This is a genomic window from Acidovorax sp. Root219, from assembly GCF_001428665.1.
Taxonomy (GTDB): Bacteria; Pseudomonadota; Gammaproteobacteria; order Burkholderiales; family Burkholderiaceae_C; genus Acidovorax.
The window spans coordinates 25,372-45,129 of record NZ_LMIJ01000007.1 but is presented as its reverse complement, the minus strand read 5'-3'; the positions used below and the strand labels follow the sequence as shown (position 1 = coordinate 45,129).

The window sequence follows — 19,758 nt, the reverse complement described above, 5'->3', positions numbered from 1 at the left end:
ATGCCGCAGCCAAACCGCTGGATCTTTCTGCGTGGCCTTACGCGCGAGGCCGTGCACTGGGGCAGCTTCGTGCCGGCCTTTCTGGCCGCCATGCCGGGTGCTGAGGTGCTGATGCTGGACTTGCCGGGCAACGGTCGCTGGCATGCGCGCCCAAGCCCATCGTCGGTGGCGGCCATGGTGGCCCAATGCCAGGCGGAGCTGGAACGGCGCGGCAGCACCGGGCCGCACCACCTGCTGGCCATGTCGCTCGGGGCCATGGTGGCCACCGAATGGGCGCGCACGGCCCCGGACGAGGTACAGGGCTGCGTGCTCATCAACACCAGCTTCGGCACCTTCAGCCCCTTCTACCGGCGCCTGCGGCCGCGCAACTATGTGGCGCTGCTGCGCGAGGTGTTGATGGCGCCCACCCCGCTCGCAGCGGAGTCCGCCGTGCTGCGGCTCACCAGCAACCGTGCGCCGCAGCGTGCGGCCGTGGTGGCCGACTGGGTGGCCGCGCGCGCGCAAAGGCCCGTGTCTTCATCGAATGCCCTGCGCCAACTGGTGGCCGCTGCACGCTACCGGGCGCCGCGCACGTGCCCTGTGGACCGCATGCTGCTGCTGGCCAGCACCCAAGATGGCTTGGTGAGCAGCCAGTGCTCGCAGGCCATCGCCAGTGCCTGGGCTTGCCCGCTAGTGCTGCACCCCTGGGCGGGGCACGACCTGCCGCTGGACGATCCGGCCTGGGTGGCCGGGCAGGTGGCCGATTGGGCGGCGGCCCGCCGGTCAGCGGCCTGACTGCGCCCACCAGGTGGGCAGCAGCGCACGCACTTCGGGGCGGCCGAAGCGGTCGTCCATGAGGTGCACCACGCCTTCGTCGCTGGGCGTGCGGATCACGCGGCCCGCAGCCTGCACCACCTTCTGCAGGCCAGGGTAGAGGTAGGTGTAGTCGTACCCCTCGCCGAACAGCGCCTGCATGCGCTCCTTGACCTGCTCGTTCACGGGGTTGACCTGCGGCAGGCCCAGCGTGGCCAGAAAAGCGCCGATCAGGCGCCGGCCCGGCAGGTCGATGCCCTCGGCGAAAGCCCCGCCCAGCACCGCGAAGCCGATGCCCTCGCTGCTCTCGGTGAAGCGCGCAAGGAACTGCTTTTGCTCCGATTCGAGCATGCGCCGCGACTGGCTCCAGTGCGGCAGGTGCGGATGGCGCTCGGCCAGCATCGTGGCCGCCTGCTGCAGGTATTCGTAGCTGCTGAAGAAGGCCAGGTAGTTGCCGGGGCGCTCTGCGAACTGCTGCGCCATCAGCGCCACGATGGGCGCGAGCGAGGCCTTGCGGTCGGGGTAGCGGGTGGAGATGTGGCGCGCCACCTGCACCGTCAGCTGCGCGGCCTGGAACGGCGATTCCACATCGATGGCCAGGTGGTCCGTGGGCAGGCCCAGCAGGTCGGTGTAGTAGCGCTCGGGCCGCAGCGTGGCCGAGAACAGCGTGCTGGTGTGCGCGGCCTCCCAGCGCGGGCCGAGGAAGGGCGCGGGCACCAGGTTGCGGATGCACAGGGTGGAGCTGCCGGGCGCCCGGGCGGCCTGGGGCAGGCCCGGGGCCGTGGGCCGGGTGGCGTCCACCAGCGAGTGCGCGTCGAGCAGCCCGGCCATGCGCACCAGGTGCAGGGCATCGAAGTAGAAGGCCTGCAGGGCGGCATCGGGCTCTGCCGGGTGCTCGGCCAGGTGGTCGGTGAGGGTGTTACCGCACTGCTGCAGCGCGGTGAGCAGGTCTTCGGGAAAGGCCTCGTGCACCGCATAGGCGGTAGCCTGCCGCTTGTCCAGCGCCACCCAGGCGCGGCGCACCTTGTCCAGCGCCTTCTTGACCGCAGGGTAGCGGCTGGCGCTGGTCGACTTGCGCGCTTGGGCCAAGCCGTCGGGGCGCAGCTCGGCGGTGTACATCTTGCGGCCCCGGTCCACGAGGTTGTGGGCCTCGTCCACCAGCAGCGCCGTGCGCCAGCCATTCGCCTGGGCCAGGCCGTGCAGCAGGCCGCCCATGTCGAAGTAGTAGTTGTAGTCGCCCACGACCACGTCGGCCCAGCGCGCCAGTTCCTGGCTCAGGTAGTAGGGGCAGACCTGGTGCGCCAGCGCGGCGCTGCGGACCTCGCTCTGGTGCAGGGTGATGCGTTCACCCGCGGCGCCAGGCCGCAATGCGGCGGCACGTGCGGCGGGCAGACGGTCGTAGAAGCCCTGGGCCAGCGGGCAGGACTCGCCGTGGCAGGCCTTGTCGGGGTGCTCGCAGGCCTTGTCGCGTGCCACCAGCTCCAGCACGCGCAGCGGCAGGTCAGGTGCGCTGTCGGCCAGGCGAGCGAGGGTATCGAGGGCCGTCTGCCGGCCTGAGGTCTTGGCGGCAAGGAAGAACACCTTGTCCAAGCGCTGCGTGGGCGCCGCCTTGAGCAGCGGGAACAGCGTGCCCATGGTCTTGCCGATGCCGGTGGGCGCCTGGGCCATGAGGCAGCGCCCGGCGCCTGCGGCCTTGTACACCGCCTCGGCCAGCGGGCGCTGCCCGGTGCGAAAGCCGCCGAACGGGAAGGCCAGGGCGGTGAGCGCTGCATCGCGCGCAGCGCGGTGTGCCACCTGCGCCTCGGCCCAGGCCAGAAAGCGCTCGCACTGTTCCTCGAAATGCCGCTGCAGCTCGGTCGCACTGCGGCGCTCGGTGAAGACCGTCTCTTTCTGGCTGCCGATGTCGAAGTACACGAGCGCCAGGTCGATGTGTTCAAGCCCCTCCTGCGCGCACAACAGCCAGCCGTAGATGCGCGCCTGCGCCCAGTGCAGCGCGCGGTGCGAGGCGGGCTGGCGGTCGAGCCGGCCCTTGAAGGTCTTGACCTCGTCGAGCCGGGCATGCTCGGGGTCGAAGCCATCGGCGCGGCCGCGCACGCGCAGGCTCTTGTAGCTGCCGGCCAGCGCCACCTCGGCACGGTAGCCGTCGCCCCGGCGGGCGGCAGCCACGGCATGGCCGGCCATGCCCTCCAGGGCCGTGGGGGCGGGCGTGAAGCGCAGGTCCAGGTCACCCTGCTTGGCGGTGAACTCGCACAGCTCGCGCACCGCCACGGTATAGGTCATGGGGCCTCGGTACAGGGAGGCAGGTCGTCTGCAGCCGGCTCACCCAGGTGGGCCTGCGCCAGTTCGTCTTCGCTGCGCAGCGGCGTGGCCTTGCACAGGGCCATCCACACCGCGAAAGGCAGGGCGCAACTGGCATGGCGGGCGGGGCGCAGTAGCTCGAAGCGGCCATCGTCGAGCCCGCCGTGCAGCACCCAGATGCCGAAGTGCTCAGGGATCTCGCCGGGCTCGGCCACACCGGCCGGAAACACGTAGTAGCACTCCTCGCACAGCCACTGGTAGGCCTGGCGCTTGGCGTCGTGGCGCAGGTCCGAGAGCAGATCGGCGCGGCTGTACTTGATCTCGTGCACCATGGGCTGCAGGTAGGCCGGCACCGTGGTGTTGCGCACTGAGAACAGGTCCGGCCGTGCCATGCGCCAGACATTGGCGGCCTTGCGGCTTGTGGGCGTGTCCTCGCTCCACAGCGGGTTGCTGGTTGCCGGAGTCAGCGGCGCAGTTTCCGGGGCCGCACCCTCGATCACGGCGCGCAGCGACAGCTCGCGCCAGACGATGCGGCCCGAGGCCAGCAGGTGCGCGGCAAACTTCTGGCCCAGCCGGTCGTGCGCGCTCAGGGCCCGCACTCCGCGCTGGCGCGCCTCTGCCAGGGTGCGCAGGCCGTCCTCCGTGAGCTTCAGGGTCTCGAAGCCCTCGGGCGAGGTGTGCAGGGCGACCAGCTGCGCAGCCAGCAGGTCGATCTCCAGCGCGTCCTTGCAGGGCCAGCCGGCCGAACGCCAGATCTGCATCAGGCGGGTGCGGTGGAAGCGGTTGATGGTCGGCGCCGTCATATGGGCTCGGGGATTCTTCAAAACACTGATTGTAATTACAGTATTTCCCCCCTTTCGCCCTTGCCGTCACCCCTTCACCGTGTTGTTACACCGCCGGGAACCTCACCACTCCGCGAAACTGCCATCCTTGTGGCGCCAGACCGGGTTGCGCCAGCGGTGGCCTTCGGCGGCGCGTTCGCGTACATAGGCTTCATTGACCTCGATGCCCAGGCCCGGGCCCTGGGGGATGGCGACCATGCCGTCCTCGTATGCAAACACCTCGCCGTTGGACACATAGTCGAGCAGGTCGTTGCTGGCGTTGTAGTGGATGCCCAGGCTCTGCTCCTGGATGAAGGCGTTGTAGCAGACGCCGTCGAGCTGCAGGTTGGCCGCCAGCGCAATCGGCCCCAGCGGGCAGTGCAGGGCCAGGGCCACGTCGTAGGCCTCGGCCATGGTGGCGATCTTGCGCGTCTCGGTGATGCCGCCCGAGTGCGAGGGGTCGGGCTGGATGATGTCCACATAGCCCTCGGACAGCACGCGCTTGAAATCCCAGCGCGAGTACAGCCGTTCGCCCAGCGCGATGGGGGTGGACGAGAGGTGCGCCAGTTCCTTCAGTGCCTCGTAGTGCTCGCTGAGCACGGGTTCCTCGATGAACATCAGCCGGTACGGGTCAAGCTCCTTGAACAGCACCTTGGCCATGGGCTTGTGCACGCGGCCGTGGAAGTCCACGGCAATGCCCACGTTGGGGCCCACGGCCTCGCGCACGGCCGCCACGTTCTGCAGGCACTTTTCCACCTTGTCGAAGCTGTCCACATACTGCAGCTCCTCGGTGCCGTTCATCTTCACCGCTGTGAAGCCCCGGTCCACCGCGGCCTTGGCCGCTGCCGCGGTCTCGCCGGGACGGTCGCCGCCGATCCAGCTGTAGACCTTGATGCGGTCGCGCACGCAGCCGCCGAGCAGCTCGGACACGGGCACGCCCAGGGCCTTGCCCTTGATGTCCCACAGCGCCTGGTCGATGCCGGCCAGTGCGCTCATGTGGATGCCGCCGCCCCGGTAGAAGCCGCCACGGTAGAGCACCGTCCAGTGGTCCTCGATGTGGCGCGGGTCTTTACCGATGAGGTAGTCGCCCAGTTCCTCGATGGCGGCCGCCACGGTGTGGGCCCGGCCTTCGAGCACGGGCTCGCCCCAGCCGACGATGCCCTCGTCGGTCTCGATTTTCAGAAAGCACCAGCGCGGTGGCACCAGGAACGTGGTCAGTCGGGTGATCTTCATGGCGGGGAGTTCGTCGAATAGTGGGGAGGGGATCCGTCAGGGGGCGGGATAGGACTGGCGCCAGGCCTGCATGAAGGCGGCCGCCTGGCGCGCCACGCTGGCGGTGCTGTCGCCGGGCTTGTAAAGGGCCGAGCCCAGGCCGAAGCCGCTGGCACCGGCTGCGGCATAGGCCGCAATGCCCTCGGGCGTGATGCCGCCCACGGGCAGCAGCGCCACCGGCGGGCGCAGCACGGCACGCCAGGCCTTGAGCACGGCGGGCGCCAGCGCCTCGGCCGGAAAGAGCTTGAGCGCATCGGCCCCCGCCGCCAGCGCGGCATAGGCCTCGGTCAGCGTGGCCACGCCCGGGGCGCAGGCCATGCCGGCCGCCTTGGCGGCGCGGATCACCGCCGCATCGCTGTGCGGCATGACCACGATCTGCCCACCGGCAGCGGCCACGGCGGCGCAGTCCTCGGGGCGGATGACGGTGCCGGCGCCGATCAGCACCTCGGCCGGTAGCGCGTCGCGCAGCGCGCGGATGCTGGCCAGCGGCTCGGGCGAGTTGAGCGGCACCTCGATGATGCGAAAGCCGGCCTCGCAGAGCGCCTGGCCGATGGGTACCACTTCGGCGGGCGATACGCCGCGCAGGATGGCGACCAGGCCGCAGCTTTGCATGGAGGCGGAAAGAAGGTCGGAAGGAGTCATGCGCATCGTGCAGCTTGTGTGTCGGTAGGGGTCACCAGCGCGGCGGCGGTGGCGATCTGCCACAGCCCCCGCGCGGTGGCGTTGTCGGCCATTTCGGGCGCCGGCAAGCCGTAGGCGGCCAGGGCCAGGGCGTAGCGCCGGCACAGGTCGGGCTCGCCGCAGAGCACCACGTGTGCGTGCGCGGCGCCTGGCGCCTGTTGTGCCGCCAGTGCGACCACTTCGTGGCCGATCAGCAGGCCCGAGAGGTAGTCCGCCTGGGCCGTGCCGGACAGCGCGCCCGTGAGCCCGAGCGTGCGCGTGCTGAAGATGTGCGAGAGCAGGCCCAGCGAGGCCTCTGCCGAGCGCGCCACTTGCAGGCCGCGCGCAAACGCTGCGTCGTCGGGCGCCTCGGCAGGCTGCATGGTGCGCCCGAGGATGGTGTGTCCGCGCAGCGCCGCAAACACCTCACCGGTCATGAAGGTGTGGAACTGTTCGATGGAGCGGCGGCGCGCCAGTACCCACTTGCTGTGCGTGCCGGGCAGGCCGATCAGCACCGGGGCATCGCCCGGCAGGGCCGAGGCCGCCATCACGCCCAGCACCTGCGTCTCCTCGCCGCGCATCACATTGGGCAGGTCGCCGCGCTGGAGCAGGCCGGGGACAATATGCACGCGGGGGCCTGTGCTGTGCTCCACCAGCGTGAGTCCGCGCGCCAGGTGGTCCAGCGAGGCGGGCGATTCGAGGTAGCGCGCTTCGCGCCAGCCCTGGGCGCTGCCCACCATGCCGCAGGCCAGCACGGGGATGCCGGGCCGGGCCTGCACCCAATCGCCACAGACATCGTCGAAGGCATGCTCGAAAGCAGCGCCTTGGGTCGCGTGGGCCTGGCCATTGGCTGCGACGGGCAGGTTCATGATGCCCCAGGGGCGCTGGCGCATCTGCTGCACCTGGCCTGTGTCGTCGAAGCGGAAGGCGCGCAGCGAACTGGTGCCCCAGTCCAGCCCGATCAGGGCGGCCGCGCCGTTGGAAAGGGCGGTGTTGCTCGTCATTACCGCGCCCAGCGCAGCACCAGCAGGTCGAGCCGGCGCGCGATGTCGATCAGCCCCCGGCGCACCTCGGGGTGCATGGCGGGGAAGGGGTGGCGCCCGGCCTCGCTGGCGATCACGCCGCCTTCCTTCATCAGCGCCTTGGCGGTAAGGATGCCGCCCTGGCGGTTCTCGTGGTTGATGAGCGGCAGCCAGCGCTGGTAGAGCGCGAAGGCCTGGTCGGCATCGCCCTGGCGGTGCGCCTCGAGGATGGGGCGTATGCCATCGGGAAAGCCGCCGCCGGTCATGGCACCGGTGGCGCCAGCGTCGAGGTCGGCCAGCAGGGTGATGGCTTCCTCGCCATCCCAGGGGCCTTCGATGGCGGCGCCGCCCAGGCGGATCAGCTCGCGCAGCTTGCTGGCAGCGCCCGGCACTTCGATCTTGAAGTAGGCCAGGTGTTCGATCTCCTGCGCCATGCGCGCAAGGAACGGGGCCGATAGCACGGTGCCGCTGGCCGGCGCATCCTGCACCATGATGGGAATGCCGATCGCATCCGACACCCGGGCATAGAACTCGTAGATCTGCGCCTCGGGCACGCGGAAGGTGGCGCCGTGGTAGGGCGGCATCACCATCACCATGGCGGCGCCCATGTCCTGCGCGGTGCGGCTGCGCTCGGCGCATACGCGGGTGCCGTAGTGCGTGGTGGTGACGATCACCGGCACGCGGCCGGCCACATGTTCGAGCGACAGGCGGGTGAGGGTCTCGCGCTCTGCGTCCGAAAGGGAAAATTGCTCGGAGAAGTTGGCCAGGATGCACAGGCCGTCCACGCCGGCATCGATCATGAAGTCGAGGCAGCGCTTCTGGCTGTCGAGGTCCAGGGTGCCATCTTCGTGGAAGGTGGTGGGCACCACGGGGAAGATGCCGCGGTAGCGGGGGGGCTTGGCAGAGATGGTCGTTGGCATGTCGTTGTGGAGAGAAGTGGTCATCAGTGCGAATGGCGCGGTACGGCAGCGCCCCGGCAGCCGACCAGGAAGTCGAAGTCGCAGCCCTCATCGGCCTGCAGCACATGGTCCACGTACAGGCGCTGGTAGCCGCCGCGCCCGCCCATGTCGGTACTGGCCAGCGCGGCCAGGCGTGCGGCCAGTTCCTCGTCGCTGATGTCAAGGTGCAGGCGGCCCTGCTCGCAGTCGAGTTCGATGAAATCACCGTCGCGCACGGCGGCCAGCGGCCCTCCCGCAGCCGCCTCGGGCGCCACATGCAGTACGACCGTGCCGTAGGCGGTGCCGCTCATGCGCGCGTCGGAGATGCGCACCATGTCCTTCACGCCCTGGCGCAGCAGCTTGGGCGGCAGGCCCATGTTGCCCACCTCGGCCATGCCGGGGTAGCCCTTGGGGCCGCAGTTCTTCATCACCATCACGCAGCTGGCGTCGATGTCCAGGTCTTCATCGACGATGCGCTCCTTGTAGTGCTCCAGGTTCTCGAACACCACGGCGCGCCCCCGGTGCTTGAGCAGTTCGGGCGATGCCGCCGAGGGCTTGAGCACCGCGCCGCGCGGCGACAGGTTGCCGCGCAGGATGCAGATGCCGCCATCGGCGATCAAGGGGTTGTCTATCGGGCGGATCACCTCGTCGTTGTACTGCGGCGCTTCGCGCACGTTGTCCCACAGGCTCTTGCCGTTGACGGTGAGCGCGTCCGGGTGGGGCAGCAGGCCGTTCTCGCCCAGGCGGCGCAGCACGGCAGGCAGGCCGCCCGCGTAGTAGAACTCCTCCATCAGGAAGCGGCCCGAAGGCTGCAGGTCCACCAGCGTGGGCGTGCCGCGGCCGATGCGCGTCCAGTCCTCCAGGTCCAGCTGCACGCCGATGCGGCCGGCGATGGCTTTCAAGTGGATCACGGCGTTGGTCGAGCCGCCGATGGCCGCATTGGTGCGGATGGCATTTTCAAACGCCTCGCGCGTGAGGATCTTCGAGAGCGTGAGCCCTTCGTGCGCCATTTCCACGATGCGCCGGCCCGACATGTGCGCCAGCACATAGCGGCGCGAGTCCACGGCCGGGATGGCCGCGTTGTGCGGCAGCGAGGTGCCCAGCGACTCGGCCATGCAGGCCATGGTGCTGGCCGTGCCCATGGTGTTGCAGGTACCGGCCGAGCGCGACATGCCGGCTTCCGCCGCGAAGAACTGGTGCTCGTTGATCTCGCCGGCCTTCAGCGATTCGTGCAGCCGCCACACGGCCGTGCCCGAGCCGATGTCCTTGCCGTCGAGCTTGCCGTTGAGCATGGGCCCGCCCGTGACCACGATGGCTGGCACGTCGCAGCTGGCCGCGCCCATCAGCAGGGCAGGGGTGGTCTTGTCGCAGCCGACCAGCAGCACCACCGCGTCGATGGGGTTGCCGCGGATGGCTTCCTCCACGTCCATGCTGGCCAGATTGCGCGTGAGCATGGCCGTGGGGCGCAGGTTGGACTCGCCGTTGGAGAACACCGGGAACTCGACCGGAAAGCCTCCCGCCTCGTAGATGCCGCGCTTGACATGCTCAGCGATCTTGCGAAAGTGGGCGTTGCAGGGTGTGAGTTCGGACCAGGTGTTGCAGATGCCGATGATGGGGCGGCCGTCGAATTCATGGTCCGGGATGCCCTGGTTCTTCATCCAACTGCGGTACATGAAGCCGTTCTTGTCGGCGGTGCCGAACCATTCGGCGGAGCGGAGCTTGCGCGGGGAGGTGGTCATGGTTGTTTTTGGGGGAGAGGGAGATGCGGGGTCACTTGGAAGTGCGGTGCGTCAGCAGGCGCTGCAGCAGGCAGAAGACGAAGAGCAGCACGCCGACGACGATGCGTGTCCACCACGAGCTGAGCGTGCCGTCGAAGGAAATCAGGGTCTGGATGATTCCGAGCATCAGCACGCCGAACAGGGTGCCGGCCACGTAGCCCACGCCGCCTGTGAGCAGGGTGCCGCCGATCACCACGGCGGCGATGGCATCGAGCTCCATGCTCGTGGCGTGCAGGCCGTAGCCCGACAGCATGTAGAAGGTGAACACCACGCCGGCCAGCGCCGAGCACAGGCCCGAGAGCGTGTACACGCCTATCACCGTGGCGCGCACCGGCAGGCCCATGAGCACGGCCGAATGCTCGTTGCCGCCCACGGCATACACGTTGCGGCCAAACGGCGTGCAGTGCGCGACGAAGATGGCGGCCAGCAGCACGGCCATGGCGATCAGCGCGCCCAGCGAGAGCGAGGCACCCTCCCACAGTTCGAGGCGCCACTGCGCCATCGCGGAATAGGCCTCGTCGGCCATGCTGATCGAGTCGATGCTGATCAGGTAGCACAGGCCACGCGCCAGGAACATGCCCGCCAGCGTCACGATGAAGGGCTGCAGCCGAAAGCGCTCGATCAGAAAGCCCATGAAGGCCCCGAACACCGTGCCCATGAGCAGCACCAGCGGGATGGCTGCGAATGGGCTCCAGTGGTGGTGCTCCACCAGGCTGGCCAGCACCATGGTGGTCAGCGCCACCACCGAGCCCACCGACAGGTCGATGCCGCCCGAGAGGATCACGAAGGTCATGCCCACCGCGACGATGATCAGAAAGGCGTTGTCGATCAGCAGGTTGAGGAACACCTGGGCCGAGAAGAAACCGGTGTAGAGCACCGAGCCCGCCGTGGCCATGGCCAGGAACAGCGCGATGGTGGCCGCCAGCGGCAGGTACTTGGGGTTCAGGCGCATGCTGGGAGAAACAGGGCGTTGTGTTGGCGCGGCGGCGGCAGGTGCCACATCCAGGGTGGGGCTGTGTCCGCCGCTCATGACAGGGCTCCCCCGGCCGCAGGCCGGCGCACCAGGGCGCCGATCTGCGCGCGGAAGTCGGGCGACTGCAGCAGCATCACGATGAACACCACCACGGCCTTGACCACCAGGTTGATCTCGGGCGGCACGCCCAGCGAGTAGATGGCGTAGGTCAGCGTCTGGATGATGAGCGCGCCGATCACGCTGCCCACCAGGCTGAAGCGCCCGCCGGTCAGTGCCGTGCCGCCCAGCGTCACGGCCAGGATGGCATCGAGCTCCAGCATCTGGCCGGCATTGTTGGCATCGGCACTCTTCACGTTAGAGCTGATGAGCAGGCCTGCGATGCCCGCACACACGCCGCAGAAGGTGTAGGCCGCCACGACCAGGCGGCGCGACTGCACGCCGGCCACGCGCGCCGCCGTGGGGTTGATGCCCACGGCCTGGACGAACAGGCCCAGCGCCGTGCGCGTGACCGCCAGGTACAGCCCGGCAAACACGGCGGCCAGCACGAACAGCGAAAACGGCAGGCCCAGCAGGTAGCCCCCGCCCAGGAAGAAGAAGGGCGCGTAGTAGATGGTGATGATCTGCCCGTCGGTGATCAACTGGGCAATGCCCCGGCCGGCCACCATCAGGATCAGCGTGGCGATGATGGGCTGCATGCCCACCTTGGCGACCAGGAGGCCGTTCCACAGCCCGCACAGTGCCGCCACGCCGATGGCGCCCAGGATGGCCAGCGGCAGGGGAAAGCGGCTCTCGCCGCCCGAGACCGAGCCGCCGATCATCCAGGCGCCCACGGCGGCGGCGATGGCCACCACCGCGCCCACCGAAATGTCGATGCCGCGCGTGGCGATCACCATGGTCATGCCCAGCGACACCAGCGCCAGGGGTGCCGCACGGTTGAGGATGTCGACCAGGCTGCCGTAGAAGTGGCCATCGCGCCACTCGATGTGCAGAAAGCTCGCGTTGAAGGCCGTGTTCACGGCCAGCAGCAGGGCCAGCGTGACCAGCGGCCAGGTGAGCCGGTGGCGCAGCGCAGCGGCCAGCAGAGAAGAGGAGGGGGAGGGTGCGTCAGGCATTTTCGGCGGCAATCAGTTCGTACACGGCTTCTTCGCTGCTGCCTGCAGGCAGCTCGCCGACCTTGCGGCGGTCGCGCAGCACCACGATGCGGTGCGCCACGCGCACCACTTCGCTCATTTCGGAGGAGATGAAAACCACCGCCATGCCGGCATCGGCCAGGCACAGGATCTGCTCCATGATTTCCTGCTTGGCCGCCACGTCGATACCGCGCGTGGGCTCGTCCAGGATCAACAGGCGCGGCTCGATGGCCATCCAGCGCGCGAGGATCGCCTTTTGCTGGTTGCCGCCCGAGAGCAGGGCGATGGGCGTGTCCACGCTGGTGGTCTTGATGCCCAGCAGCTGCACATAGCGCTCGGCAATCGCGGTCTGCTCGGCACGCGACAGAAAACGGCCCATGCCCATGCGCGCCTGCAGCGCCAGGGCGATGTTCTCGCGCACCGAGAGTTCGGCCACGATGCCATCGGTCTTGCGCTCCTCGGGGCACAGGGCCAGGCCCGCGCGGATCGCATCCATGGGATTGGAGAAGGTGACGGCACGGCCATCAATGCGCAGCACGCCCTTGTCGGGCGCCTGCAGACCGAACAGCAGCCGTGCCAGCTCCGTGCGGCCCGATCCCAGCAGGCCCGCCAGGCCCACCACCTCGCCGGCTCGCACCTTGAGGTCGATGGGCTGCAACTGCCCGCTCTGGCCCAGGCCTTGCGCCTCCAGCAGGGCCTGCGCCGCGTCGTCGAACACGGGGATCACCGGTGGCTCGGTGCACTGCGCTGCCAGCTCGCGCCCCAGCATGGCGGCAATCAGGGCCTGCGGGCCCAGGTCACCCACGGCCCATTCACCCACCCAGGCACCGTTGCGCAGCACCGTGATGCGGTCCGAAACAGCATACACCTGGTTCAAAAAGTGGGTCACGAAGACGATGGCCAGGCCCTCGCCGCGCAGGCGGCGCAGCACCTCGAAGAGCTTTTGAACCTCGTCGTCGTCCAGGCTGGAGGTGGGTTCGTCCAGGATCAGCACCTTGGCCTCGATGCTCAGCGCCCGGGCGATGGCCACCAGTTGCTGCACGGCCACCGGGTAGTCCGAGAGCAGTCGCGTGACATCGATGGACAGGCCGATGCGCGCCACCAGATCCCGGGCACGCTGGTGCAGCGTGGCCCAGTCGATGCGAAAGCCCTGGGCGATGCCGCAACGCGGGTAGCGGCCGGCAAAGATGTTCTCGGCCACCGACAGGTTGGGGCAGAGGTTGACCTCCTGGTACACGGTGCTGATGCCCAGGCGCTGCGCGGCCAGCGGCGAATCGGGCCACACGGCCTGGCCGGCCAGGCGCATCTGCCCGCCGCTGGCTTCGAGCACGCCGGTGAGCACCTTGATCAGCGTGGACTTGCCCGCGCCGTTCTGGCCCATGAGGGCGTGGATTTCGCCCGGGTACAGGTTGAGCTGCACGTCGCGCAGCACGGGGATGCCCGAGAAATGCTTGTGGATGCCCGTGAGTTCCAGCACGGGAGCAAGGGCGTGAACGGCGGCCGCGTCCATGGCTTTCAGGCCTTGTTCTTGTTGTAGACGTCGACCAAGACCGCGGCCAGCAGCACCACGCCCTTGATGACCTGCTGGTAGTCGATGCCGATGCCGAGGATGGACATGCCGTTGTTCATCACCCCCATCACGAAGGCGCCGATCACCGCGCCCATGACCTTGCCCACGCCGCCCGAGGCCGAGGCCCCGCCGATGAAGCAGGCGGCGATCACGTCGAGCTCGAAGCCAAGGCCCGCCTTGGGTGTGGCCGTGTTGAGCCGCGCGGCAAACACCAGGCCGGCCAGTGCGGCCAGCACGCCCATGTTGATGAAGGCATAGAACGACAGCCGCTCGGTCTTGATGCCCGAGAGCTTGGCCGCCTTCTCGTTGCCGCCCATGGCATAGATGCGCCGGCCGATGGTGGTGCGGCTGGTGACGAATTCGAACAGCACTATCAGCAGCGCCATGACCACCAGCACGTTGGGCAGGCCCTTGTACGAGGCGAGCAGGTACGAGAAATAGACCAGGAGTGCCGCAAAAACGGCGGTGCGCGCCACGAAGAGGGCCAGCGGCTCGGCCTGCACGCCGTGCCTGAGGCGGTTGGCCCGCGCCCGCACCCCGGCCACTGCCAGCGCTACAGCCACGGCCACGCCCAGCAGCAGCGAAGTGAGCTTGAGGCCCTCCACGCTGAACAGGTCGGGGATGAAGCCCGAGCTGAGCATCTGGAACTCGGCAGGGAACGGCCCCACCGACTGCCCGGCCAGCAGCGCCAGCGCCAGGCCCTTGAACACCAGCATGCCGGCCAGCGTGACGATGAAGGACGGAATGCGCGAGAAGGCCACGAACCAGCCCTGCAGCCCACCGATGATGCCGCCGCACAGCAGGCACACCAGCGATGCGGGCAGGAAGTGCCAGTGGTACTCCACCATCAGCACGGCGGCCAGCGCGCCGATGAAGCCGCAGACCGAGCCCACCGACAGGTCGATGTGCCCGGCCACGATCACCAGCAGCATGCCCAGCGCCATGATGACGATGTAGCTGTTTTGCAGCAGCAGGTTGGTGAGGTTGAGCGGCTGCATCAGCGTGCCGTCGGTCATGTACTGGAAGAAGCCCATGATGGCCACCAGCGTGATCAGCATGCCGTATTCGCGGAAGTTGTGCTTGAGGTGTTCGAGCAGCGGCTTGTCGTGGTGGGCCGGTGCCTCGGCAGGGGCGCTGGCAAGCGTGGCGGTAGGGGAGGGGGTCATTGGGGTCATCTCAACTGGCTTTCACGATCGCGCGCATGATTTTTTCTTGCGAGGCTTCTGCGGTGGGCATTTCGGCCACGAAGCGGCCCTCGTTCATCACGTAGATGCGGTCCGTGATGCCCAGCAGCTCGGGCATTTCCGACGAGATCACGATCACGCACTTGCCTTCGGCCGCCATCTGGGCGATCAGGGTGTAGATTTCGTACTTGGCACCCACGTCGATGCCGCGCGTGGGCTCGTCGAGGATCAGCACCTCGGGGTTGGTGAAGAGCCACTTGCCCAGCACCACCTTCTGCTGGTTGCCGCCCGAGAGGTTCACGGTCTTCTGGTCCACGCCCGAGCAGCGGATGCGCAACTTGCGCCGGTAGTCCTGCGCGATCTGGTGCTCGCGCCCATGGTCCATCACCGTGGCGGTGGAGATGCCGCCCAGGTTGGCCAGCGAGACGTTGAACTGGATGTCCTCGTTGAGCACCAGGCCGTTGCCCTTGCGGTCCTCGGTGACGTAGGCCAGGCCATGGCGCACGGCTTTCTCCACCGTGCCGACGTCGATCTCCTGGCCGTTCAGCAGCACCTGGCCGCTGATGCGCTGGCCCCAGGATTTGCCGAAGATGCTCATCGCCAGTTCGGTGCGGCCCGCGCCCATGAGGCCGGCGATGCCCACGATCTCGCCGCGCCGAACATGCAGGTCGACGCCCTTGATGACCTCGCGATCGGCATGCTGCGGGTGGTGGGCGCGCCAGTTGCGCACTTCGAACACGGTGGGGCCGATGTCGGGCTGGCGCGGCGGGTAGCGGTCGGCCATCTCGCGGCCGACCATGGCCTTGATCACGCGGTCCTCGCTGACCAGGCCGGTGCGGCAGTCGAGCGACTCGACTGTGCTGCCGTCGCGCAGCACGGTGATGGCATCGGCCACGCGCGATATTTCGTTGAGCTTGTGCGAGATCAAAATGCAGGTGATGCCCTGCTTCTTGAGCTCCAGCAGCAGGTCCAGCAGCGCCTGGCTGTCGTTCTCGTTGAGGCTGGCCGTGGGTTCGTCCAGGATCAACAGGCGCACCTGGCGCGACAGCGCCTTGGCGATCTCCACCAACTGCTGCTTGCCCACGCCCAGGTGGGTGACCAGGGTCTCGGGCGACTCCTTGAGGCCGACCTTTCTCAAAAGGGCCTGGGCCTTGCTGTGCGCCGCCATCCAGTCGATCACGCCATGGCGCGCCGTCTCGTTGCCCAGGAAGATGTTTTCGGCAATGGACAGCAGCGGCACCAGCGCCAGTTCCTGGTGGATGATGATCACACCCAGGTGCTCGCTGTCGCGGATGCCGCCGAACTGGCGCTCCTGGCCTTCGAAGACGATCTCGCCGCTGTAGCTGCCGTGCGGGTAGACGCCCGAGAGCACTTTCATCAGCGTGGACTTGCCCGCGCCGTTCTCGCCGACGATGGCGTGGATCTCGCCGGCGCGCACGTTCAGGTTCACCTGGTTGAGTGCGACCACGCCGGGGAAGGTTTTGCGGATGTTCCGCATTTCAAGAATCATGGACTGGGCTCGTGCAGGAAGCGCTGCGGGCTTCCTCTGTTGTCTCACGTGGCCCTGGTACCAGGGGAGATGCGCTGCCTCCCCTGGCCCAGGCCTGGGTTACTTGACTTGCGATTCCTTGTAGTAGCCGCTGCCCACCAGTACCGCGTTCCAGTTGGACGCATCGACCGACACCGGCTTGAGCAGGTACGACGGAACCACCTTCTCGCCGTTGTTGTAGGTCTTGGTGTCGTTGATCTCGGGCTGCTTGCCCGAGAGCGTGGCGTCCACCATGTTGGCGGCGACCTTGGCCAGTTCGCGCGTGTCCTTGAACACGGTGGAGAACTGCTCGCCCTTGAGGATGGACTTGACCGAGGGGATCTCCGCGTCCTGGCCGCTCACCACCGGGCAGGGCTGCTGCGCCGTGCAGTAGCCCACGCCCTTCAGGGACGACAGGATGCCGATGGACAGGCCGTCGTAGGGCGAGAGCACGGCGTGCACCTTGTCCTTGCCGTAGTAGGCCGAGAGCAGGTTGTCCATGCGGGCCTGGGCCACCGAGCCGTCCCAGCGCAGCGTGCCCACCTTGTTCATGCCCAGCTGCTTGCTGCGCACCACCAGCTTGCCGCTGTCGATGTAGGGCTTGAGCACGCTCATGGCGCCGTCGTAGAAGAAGAAGGCGTTGTTGTCGTCGGGCGAGCCACCGAAGAGTTCGATGTTGAACGGGCCCTTGCCCTGCTTCAAGCCCAGCTTGTCGACGATGGAGCTGGCCTGCAGAACGCCGACCTGGAAGTTGTCGAAGGTGGCGTAGTAGTCCACGTTCTTCGAGCCCTTGATGAGTCGGTCATAGGCGATGACCTTCACGCCCTTGTCGGCCGCGCTCTGCAGCACGCGCGAGAGGGTGGTGCCGTCGATGGAGGCGATCACCAGCACCTTGGCGCCCTTGGTGATCATGTTCTCGATCTGTGCGAGTTGGTTCGGGATGTCGTCGTCCGCGTACTGCAGGTCGGTCTTGTAGCCGCGCTCCTTGAGCACCTTGACCATGTTGTCACCGTCGGCGATCCAGCGCGACGAGGACTTGGTGGGCATGGAGATGCCGATGCTGCCCTTGTCCTGGGCCAGTGCCAGCGGTGCGGCCCCCATGGCAGCCAGGGCCACGGTGGCCAGTACGGTCTTGAAAATGGTGCGTTTCATCAATTTGTCTCCTGTTTTTCTGGTTTTCTGCCCGGCCCTCGTACACCTCCTGTGGCGCGCGGGGCCGGCCTCCTGCCGTGCTGCCGGCTCTACACCGGCAGCAGCGGCATCAATACTTGCGTTTCGGGAACTCGGCGGCGGCCACTTCCATCGGGAAGATGCCTTCCTCGGTCACGATGCGCTTTTGCACCGCCTTGCCGGCCTTGATGTCCTTGACGGCGGTCATCAGCTGCGGGCCCAGCAGGGGGCTGCACTCCACACTCACATTGAGCTTGCCGGCGATCATGGCCTCGAAGGCGCCCTTGACCGCATCGATGGAGATGATGGTGATGTCCTTGGCGGGCTTCATGCCGGCCTCTTCGATGGCCTGGATGGCGCCGATGGCCATGTCGTCGTTGTGCGCGTAGAGCACGTTGATCTTCTTGCCCTCGGCCTTGAGGAAGGCTTCCATCACCTCCTTGCCCTTGGCGCGCGTGAAGTCGCCGGTCTGCGAGCGCAGGATCTTGAACTTGGGGTCGGCCTTGACGATTTCCTCGAAGCCCTTCTTGCGGTCGATGGCCGGGGCCGAGCCCACGGTGCCCTGCAGTTCGACGATGTTGACGTCGCCCTTCTGGTCCTTCATCTTGTCCACCAGCCAGCGGCCGGCCTTGCGGCCTTCTTCCACGAAGTCCGAGCCCATGAAGGTCACGTACAGCGACTGGTCCTTGACGTTGACCGAGCGGTCGGTCAGCACCACGGGGATCTTGGCGGCCTTGGCCTCGCGCAGTACGTTCTCCCATCCCGACTCGACCACCGGCGAGAAGGCGATCACGTCCACCTTCTGGGCGATGAAGGAGCGGATGGCCTTGATCTGGTTCTCCTGCTTTTGCTGGGCGTCGGAGAACTTGAGCTCGATGCCGGCCTCCTTGGCGGCGGACTTGATCGATTCGGTGTTGGCGGTGCGCCACTCGCTCTCGGCACCCACCTGGCTGAAGCCCAGTACGATGGGTTTCTGGGCCCAGGCGGCGCCCGGGAGCAGCCCGGCCACGGGGGCGCAGGCAAGGGCGGATACGAGGGTCCGGCGGTTCAGTTTCATCATTTGTCTCCTGTCTGTCTGTTGTTGACGCTGTTGTGGAAGAAAGAAATGCACTGCGGGAAAGGAAACCTGGCGATTCAGGCGAGCATGTAGCCCGTCTTGACGGTGGTGTAGAACTCTGCGGCGTAGCGGCCCTGCTCGCGCGGGCCGTGGCTCGAATCCTTGCGCCCGCCGAAGGGCACGTGGAAGTCCACCCCCGCCGTGGGCAGGTTGACCATGGTCATGCCGACCACGGCGTTGCGCTTGAAATGCATGGCGTGCTTGAGCGAGGTGGTGCAGATGCCCGCGCACAGGCCGTAGGGCGTGTCATTGGCCAGTGCCAGCGCATGCTCGTAGTCATCGGCGCGCAGCACGCAGGCTACCGGGCCGAAGATCTCCTCACGCGCAATGCGGTGCTCGGGCTTGGCCAGGAACAGCGCCGGGGCCATGTAGTGCCCGGGCGTGGCGCGCTCGAGCCGCTCGCCGCCCCAGACATGCTGGGCGCCCTCGCTCCGGGCGATCTCCACATAAGAGAGGTTCTGCTCCAATTGGCTGGCATCGGCGACCGGGCCCATCTCGGTGCCGCGCTCCAGCGCATGGCCCACCTTGAGGGCCACGAGCCGCTGGCGCAGCCGGTCCACGAAGGCATCGTGCACGCTGGCTTCGACGATCAGCCGGCTCGATGCCGTGCAGCGCTGGCCGGTGGAGAAGTACGAGCCCTGCAGCGCGCAGTCGATGGCCTGTTCCATGTCGGCGTCGGCCAGCACCACCAGGGGGTTCTTGCCGCCCATCTCCAGCTGCACCTTGGCACGGCGCGCCGTGGCGGACTTGAGGATGCGCTCTCCGGTATCGACCGATCCCGTAAAGCTGATCGCATTCACCAACGGGTGGTCCACCAAGGTCTGGCCCACCTCGCGGCCACTGCCCATCAGCAGGTTGAACACGCCGGCCGGCAGGCCGCAGCGGCTGATGATCTCGGCCAAGGCCCAGCCGCAGGTGGCCACCAGCTCGGCCGGCTTGAACACCACCGTGTTGCCATAGGCCAGGGCGGGGGCGATCTTCCAGGCCGGAATCGCAAACGGGAAGTTCCAGGGCGCAATGATGCCGACCACGCCCACGGGTTCGCGGGTCACGTCCACCTGCACGCCCTGGCGCACCGAGGCCATGAGCTCACCCGGAATGCGCAGCGCCTCGCCGGCAAAGAACTTGAAGATCTGGCCGGCGCGGGCCACCTCGGCCACGGCCTCGGGCAGGGTCTTGCCCTCCTCGCGGGCCAGCAGGGTGCCGAGCTGGTCCTTGCGCGCCAACAGCTCGCTGCCAATGTGGTCGAGCACGTCGGCGCGCCGCTGGGGGCTGCTCTGGCTCCAGTGGGGCAGGGCGTCGGCGGCGGCGCGGATGGCGCGCTCGGTCTGGTTGCGGTCGGCCCGGGCGTACTCGGCCACCACCTCACGGGTGTCCGACGGGTTGGTGCTCACCCCGGTGGTGGTGCCGATCTCCCAGCGCCCATTGATCAGGTGCCGGGGGTTTTGCTGCGTATCGCCGAGTTTCATGAAGACCTTGGAAAGAACCTTGGTGCTGGTGTGCGG

At 67.8% G+C, this 19,758-nt stretch carries 16 protein-coding genes; 1 reads left to right on the top strand and 15 read right to left on the bottom strand.

Features of this window, described 5'->3' with window-relative positions; genetic code table 11:
* Complete coding sequence (locus ASE28_RS06590) at nucleotides 1-774, top strand: alpha/beta fold hydrolase (RefSeq protein WP_157421900.1); 774 nt, start codon at nucleotides 1-3, stop codon at nucleotides 772-774.
* Here the strand turns inward: ASE28_RS06590 and ASE28_RS06585 are convergent.
* The 15 genes from ASE28_RS06585 to ASE28_RS06515 form a co-directional block, all read right to left on the bottom strand.
* Nucleotides 763-3,072, bottom strand: a complete 2,310-nt coding sequence (locus ASE28_RS06585) for an ATP-dependent DNA helicase (RefSeq protein ID WP_057265648.1) — start codon at nucleotides 3,070-3,072, stop codon at nucleotides 763-765. The two genes, ASE28_RS06590 and ASE28_RS06585, sit on opposite strands and share 12 nt — an antisense overlap.
* Nucleotides 3,069-3,893 (bottom strand): hypothetical protein, encoded by an 825-nt coding sequence (locus tag ASE28_RS06580; RefSeq protein ID WP_057265646.1) that lies wholly within the window; start codon nucleotides 3,891-3,893, stop codon nucleotides 3,069-3,071. The genes ASE28_RS06585 and ASE28_RS06580 overlap by 4 nt, the downstream gene beginning before the upstream one ends.
* Nucleotides 3,894-3,995: 102 nt before the next feature.
* Entirely contained in the window at nucleotides 3,996-5,144 is a 1,149-nt protein-coding gene (gene dgoD, locus ASE28_RS06575; protein ID WP_057265644.1) for a galactonate dehydratase, read from the bottom strand.
* A 36-nt stretch (nucleotides 5,145-5,180) separates the two neighbouring features.
* The gene (locus ASE28_RS06570; RefSeq protein ID WP_057265642.1) at nucleotides 5,181-5,825 is read right to left on the bottom strand and encodes a 2-dehydro-3-deoxy-6-phosphogalactonate aldolase; all 645 of its coding nucleotides are present in this window, start codon (nucleotides 5,823-5,825) and stop codon (nucleotides 5,181-5,183) included.
* The gene (locus ASE28_RS06565) at nucleotides 5,822-6,847 is read right to left on the bottom strand and encodes a 2-dehydro-3-deoxygalactonokinase (RefSeq protein ID WP_057265640.1); all 1,026 of its coding nucleotides are present in this window, start codon (nucleotides 6,845-6,847) and stop codon (nucleotides 5,822-5,824) included. The genes ASE28_RS06570 and ASE28_RS06565 overlap by 4 nt, the downstream gene beginning before the upstream one ends.
* The gene (locus ASE28_RS06560; protein ID WP_057265638.1) at nucleotides 6,847-7,785 is read right to left on the bottom strand and encodes a dihydrodipicolinate synthase family protein; all 939 of its coding nucleotides are present in this window, start codon (nucleotides 7,783-7,785) and stop codon (nucleotides 6,847-6,849) included. The genes ASE28_RS06565 and ASE28_RS06560 overlap by 1 nt, the downstream gene beginning before the upstream one ends.
* Nucleotides 7,786-7,808: 23 nt before the next feature.
* Nucleotides 7,809-9,542 (bottom strand): IlvD/Edd family dehydratase, encoded by a 1,734-nt coding sequence (locus ASE28_RS06555; protein WP_057265637.1) that lies wholly within the window; start codon nucleotides 9,540-9,542, stop codon nucleotides 7,809-7,811.
* A gap of 31 nt (nucleotides 9,543-9,573) precedes the next feature.
* Nucleotides 9,574-10,611 carry a galactofuranose ABC transporter, permease protein YjfF gene (gene yjfF / locus ASE28_RS06550; protein WP_369818127.1) on the bottom strand — a complete coding sequence of 346 codons (1,038 nt, stop codon included), beginning with the start codon at nucleotides 10,609-10,611 and terminating at the stop codon, nucleotides 9,574-9,576.
* Nucleotides 10,608-11,666 carry an ABC transporter permease gene (locus ASE28_RS06545; RefSeq protein ID WP_057265633.1) on the bottom strand — a complete coding sequence of 353 codons (1,059 nt, stop codon included), beginning with the start codon at nucleotides 11,664-11,666 and terminating at the stop codon, nucleotides 10,608-10,610. The genes yjfF and ASE28_RS06545 overlap by 4 nt, the downstream gene beginning before the upstream one ends.
* Nucleotides 11,659-13,194, bottom strand: a complete 1,536-nt coding sequence (locus ASE28_RS06540) for a sugar ABC transporter ATP-binding protein (protein WP_057265630.1) — start codon at nucleotides 13,192-13,194, stop codon at nucleotides 11,659-11,661. The genes ASE28_RS06545 and ASE28_RS06540 overlap by 8 nt, the downstream gene beginning before the upstream one ends.
* 5 nt (nucleotides 13,195-13,199) lie before the next feature.
* Nucleotides 13,200-14,429 (bottom strand): multiple monosaccharide ABC transporter permease, encoded by a 1,230-nt coding sequence (gene mmsB / locus ASE28_RS06535; RefSeq protein ID WP_057265628.1) that lies wholly within the window; start codon nucleotides 14,427-14,429, stop codon nucleotides 13,200-13,202.
* A 1-nt stretch (nucleotide 14,430) separates the two neighbouring features.
* Nucleotides 14,431-15,948 (bottom strand): multiple monosaccharide ABC transporter ATP-binding protein, encoded by a 1,518-nt coding sequence (gene mmsA, locus ASE28_RS06530; RefSeq protein WP_057265626.1) that lies wholly within the window; start codon nucleotides 15,946-15,948, stop codon nucleotides 14,431-14,433.
* Between the two features lie 99 nt (nucleotides 15,949-16,047).
* Entirely contained in the window at nucleotides 16,048-17,118 is a 1,071-nt protein-coding gene (gene chvE / locus ASE28_RS06525; protein ID WP_057265624.1) for a multiple monosaccharide ABC transporter substrate-binding protein, read from the bottom strand.
* A gap of 109 nt (nucleotides 17,119-17,227) precedes the next feature.
* Nucleotides 17,228-18,193, bottom strand: a complete 966-nt coding sequence (locus tag ASE28_RS06520; protein ID WP_057207118.1) for an ABC transporter substrate-binding protein — start codon at nucleotides 18,191-18,193, stop codon at nucleotides 17,228-17,230.
* A 77-nt stretch (nucleotides 18,194-18,270) separates the two neighbouring features.
* The gene (locus tag ASE28_RS06515; protein WP_057265867.1) at nucleotides 18,271-19,722 is read right to left on the bottom strand and encodes an aldehyde dehydrogenase family protein; all 1,452 of its coding nucleotides are present in this window, start codon (nucleotides 19,720-19,722) and stop codon (nucleotides 18,271-18,273) included.
* Nucleotides 19,723-19,758 lie beyond the last annotated feature (36 nt).

Coding starts and splice junctions, on each gene's coding strand:
- ASE28_RS06590 (WP_157421900.1), top strand. CDS start 1: ATGCCGCAGCCAAACCGCTGGATCTTTCTGCGTGGCCTTACGCGCGAG.
- ASE28_RS06585 (WP_057265648.1), bottom strand. CDS start 3,072: ATGACCTATACCGTGGCGGTGCGCGAGCTGTGCGAGTTCACCGCCAAG.
- ASE28_RS06580 (WP_057265646.1), bottom strand. CDS start 3,893: ATGACGGCGCCGACCATCAACCGCTTCCACCGCACCCGCCTGATGCAG.
- dgoD (WP_057265644.1), bottom strand. CDS start 5,144: ATGAAGATCACCCGACTGACCACGTTCCTGGTGCCACCGCGCTGGTGC.
- ASE28_RS06570 (WP_057265642.1), bottom strand. CDS start 5,825: ATGACTCCTTCCGACCTTCTTTCCGCCTCCATGCAAAGCTGCGGCCTG.
- ASE28_RS06565 (WP_057265640.1), bottom strand. CDS start 6,847: ATGACGAGCAACACCGCCCTTTCCAACGGCGCGGCCGCCCTGATCGGG.
- ASE28_RS06560 (WP_057265638.1), bottom strand. CDS start 7,785: ATGCCAACGACCATCTCTGCCAAGCCCCCCCGCTACCGCGGCATCTTC.
- ASE28_RS06555 (WP_057265637.1), bottom strand. CDS start 9,542: ATGACCACCTCCCCGCGCAAGCTCCGCTCCGCCGAATGGTTCGGCACC.
- yjfF (WP_369818127.1), bottom strand. CDS start 10,611: ATGAGCGGCGGACACAGCCCCACCCTGGATGTGGCACCTGCCGCCGCC.
- ASE28_RS06545 (WP_057265633.1), bottom strand. CDS start 11,666: ATGCCTGACGCACCCTCCCCCTCCTCTTCTCTGCTGGCCGCTGCGCTG.
- ASE28_RS06540 (WP_057265630.1), bottom strand. CDS start 13,194: ATGGACGCGGCCGCCGTTCACGCCCTTGCTCCCGTGCTGGAACTCACG.
- mmsB (WP_057265628.1), bottom strand. CDS start 14,429: ATGACCCCAATGACCCCCTCCCCTACCGCCACGCTTGCCAGCGCCCCT.
- mmsA (WP_057265626.1), bottom strand. CDS start 15,948: ATGATTCTTGAAATGCGGAACATCCGCAAAACCTTCCCCGGCGTGGTC.
- chvE (WP_057265624.1), bottom strand. CDS start 17,118: ATGAAACGCACCATTTTCAAGACCGTACTGGCCACCGTGGCCCTGGCT.
- ASE28_RS06520 (WP_057207118.1), bottom strand. CDS start 18,193: ATGAAACTGAACCGCCGGACCCTCGTATCCGCCCTTGCCTGCGCCCCC.
- ASE28_RS06515 (WP_057265867.1), bottom strand. CDS start 19,722: ATGAAACTCGGCGATACGCAGCAAAACCCCCGGCACCTGATCAATGGG.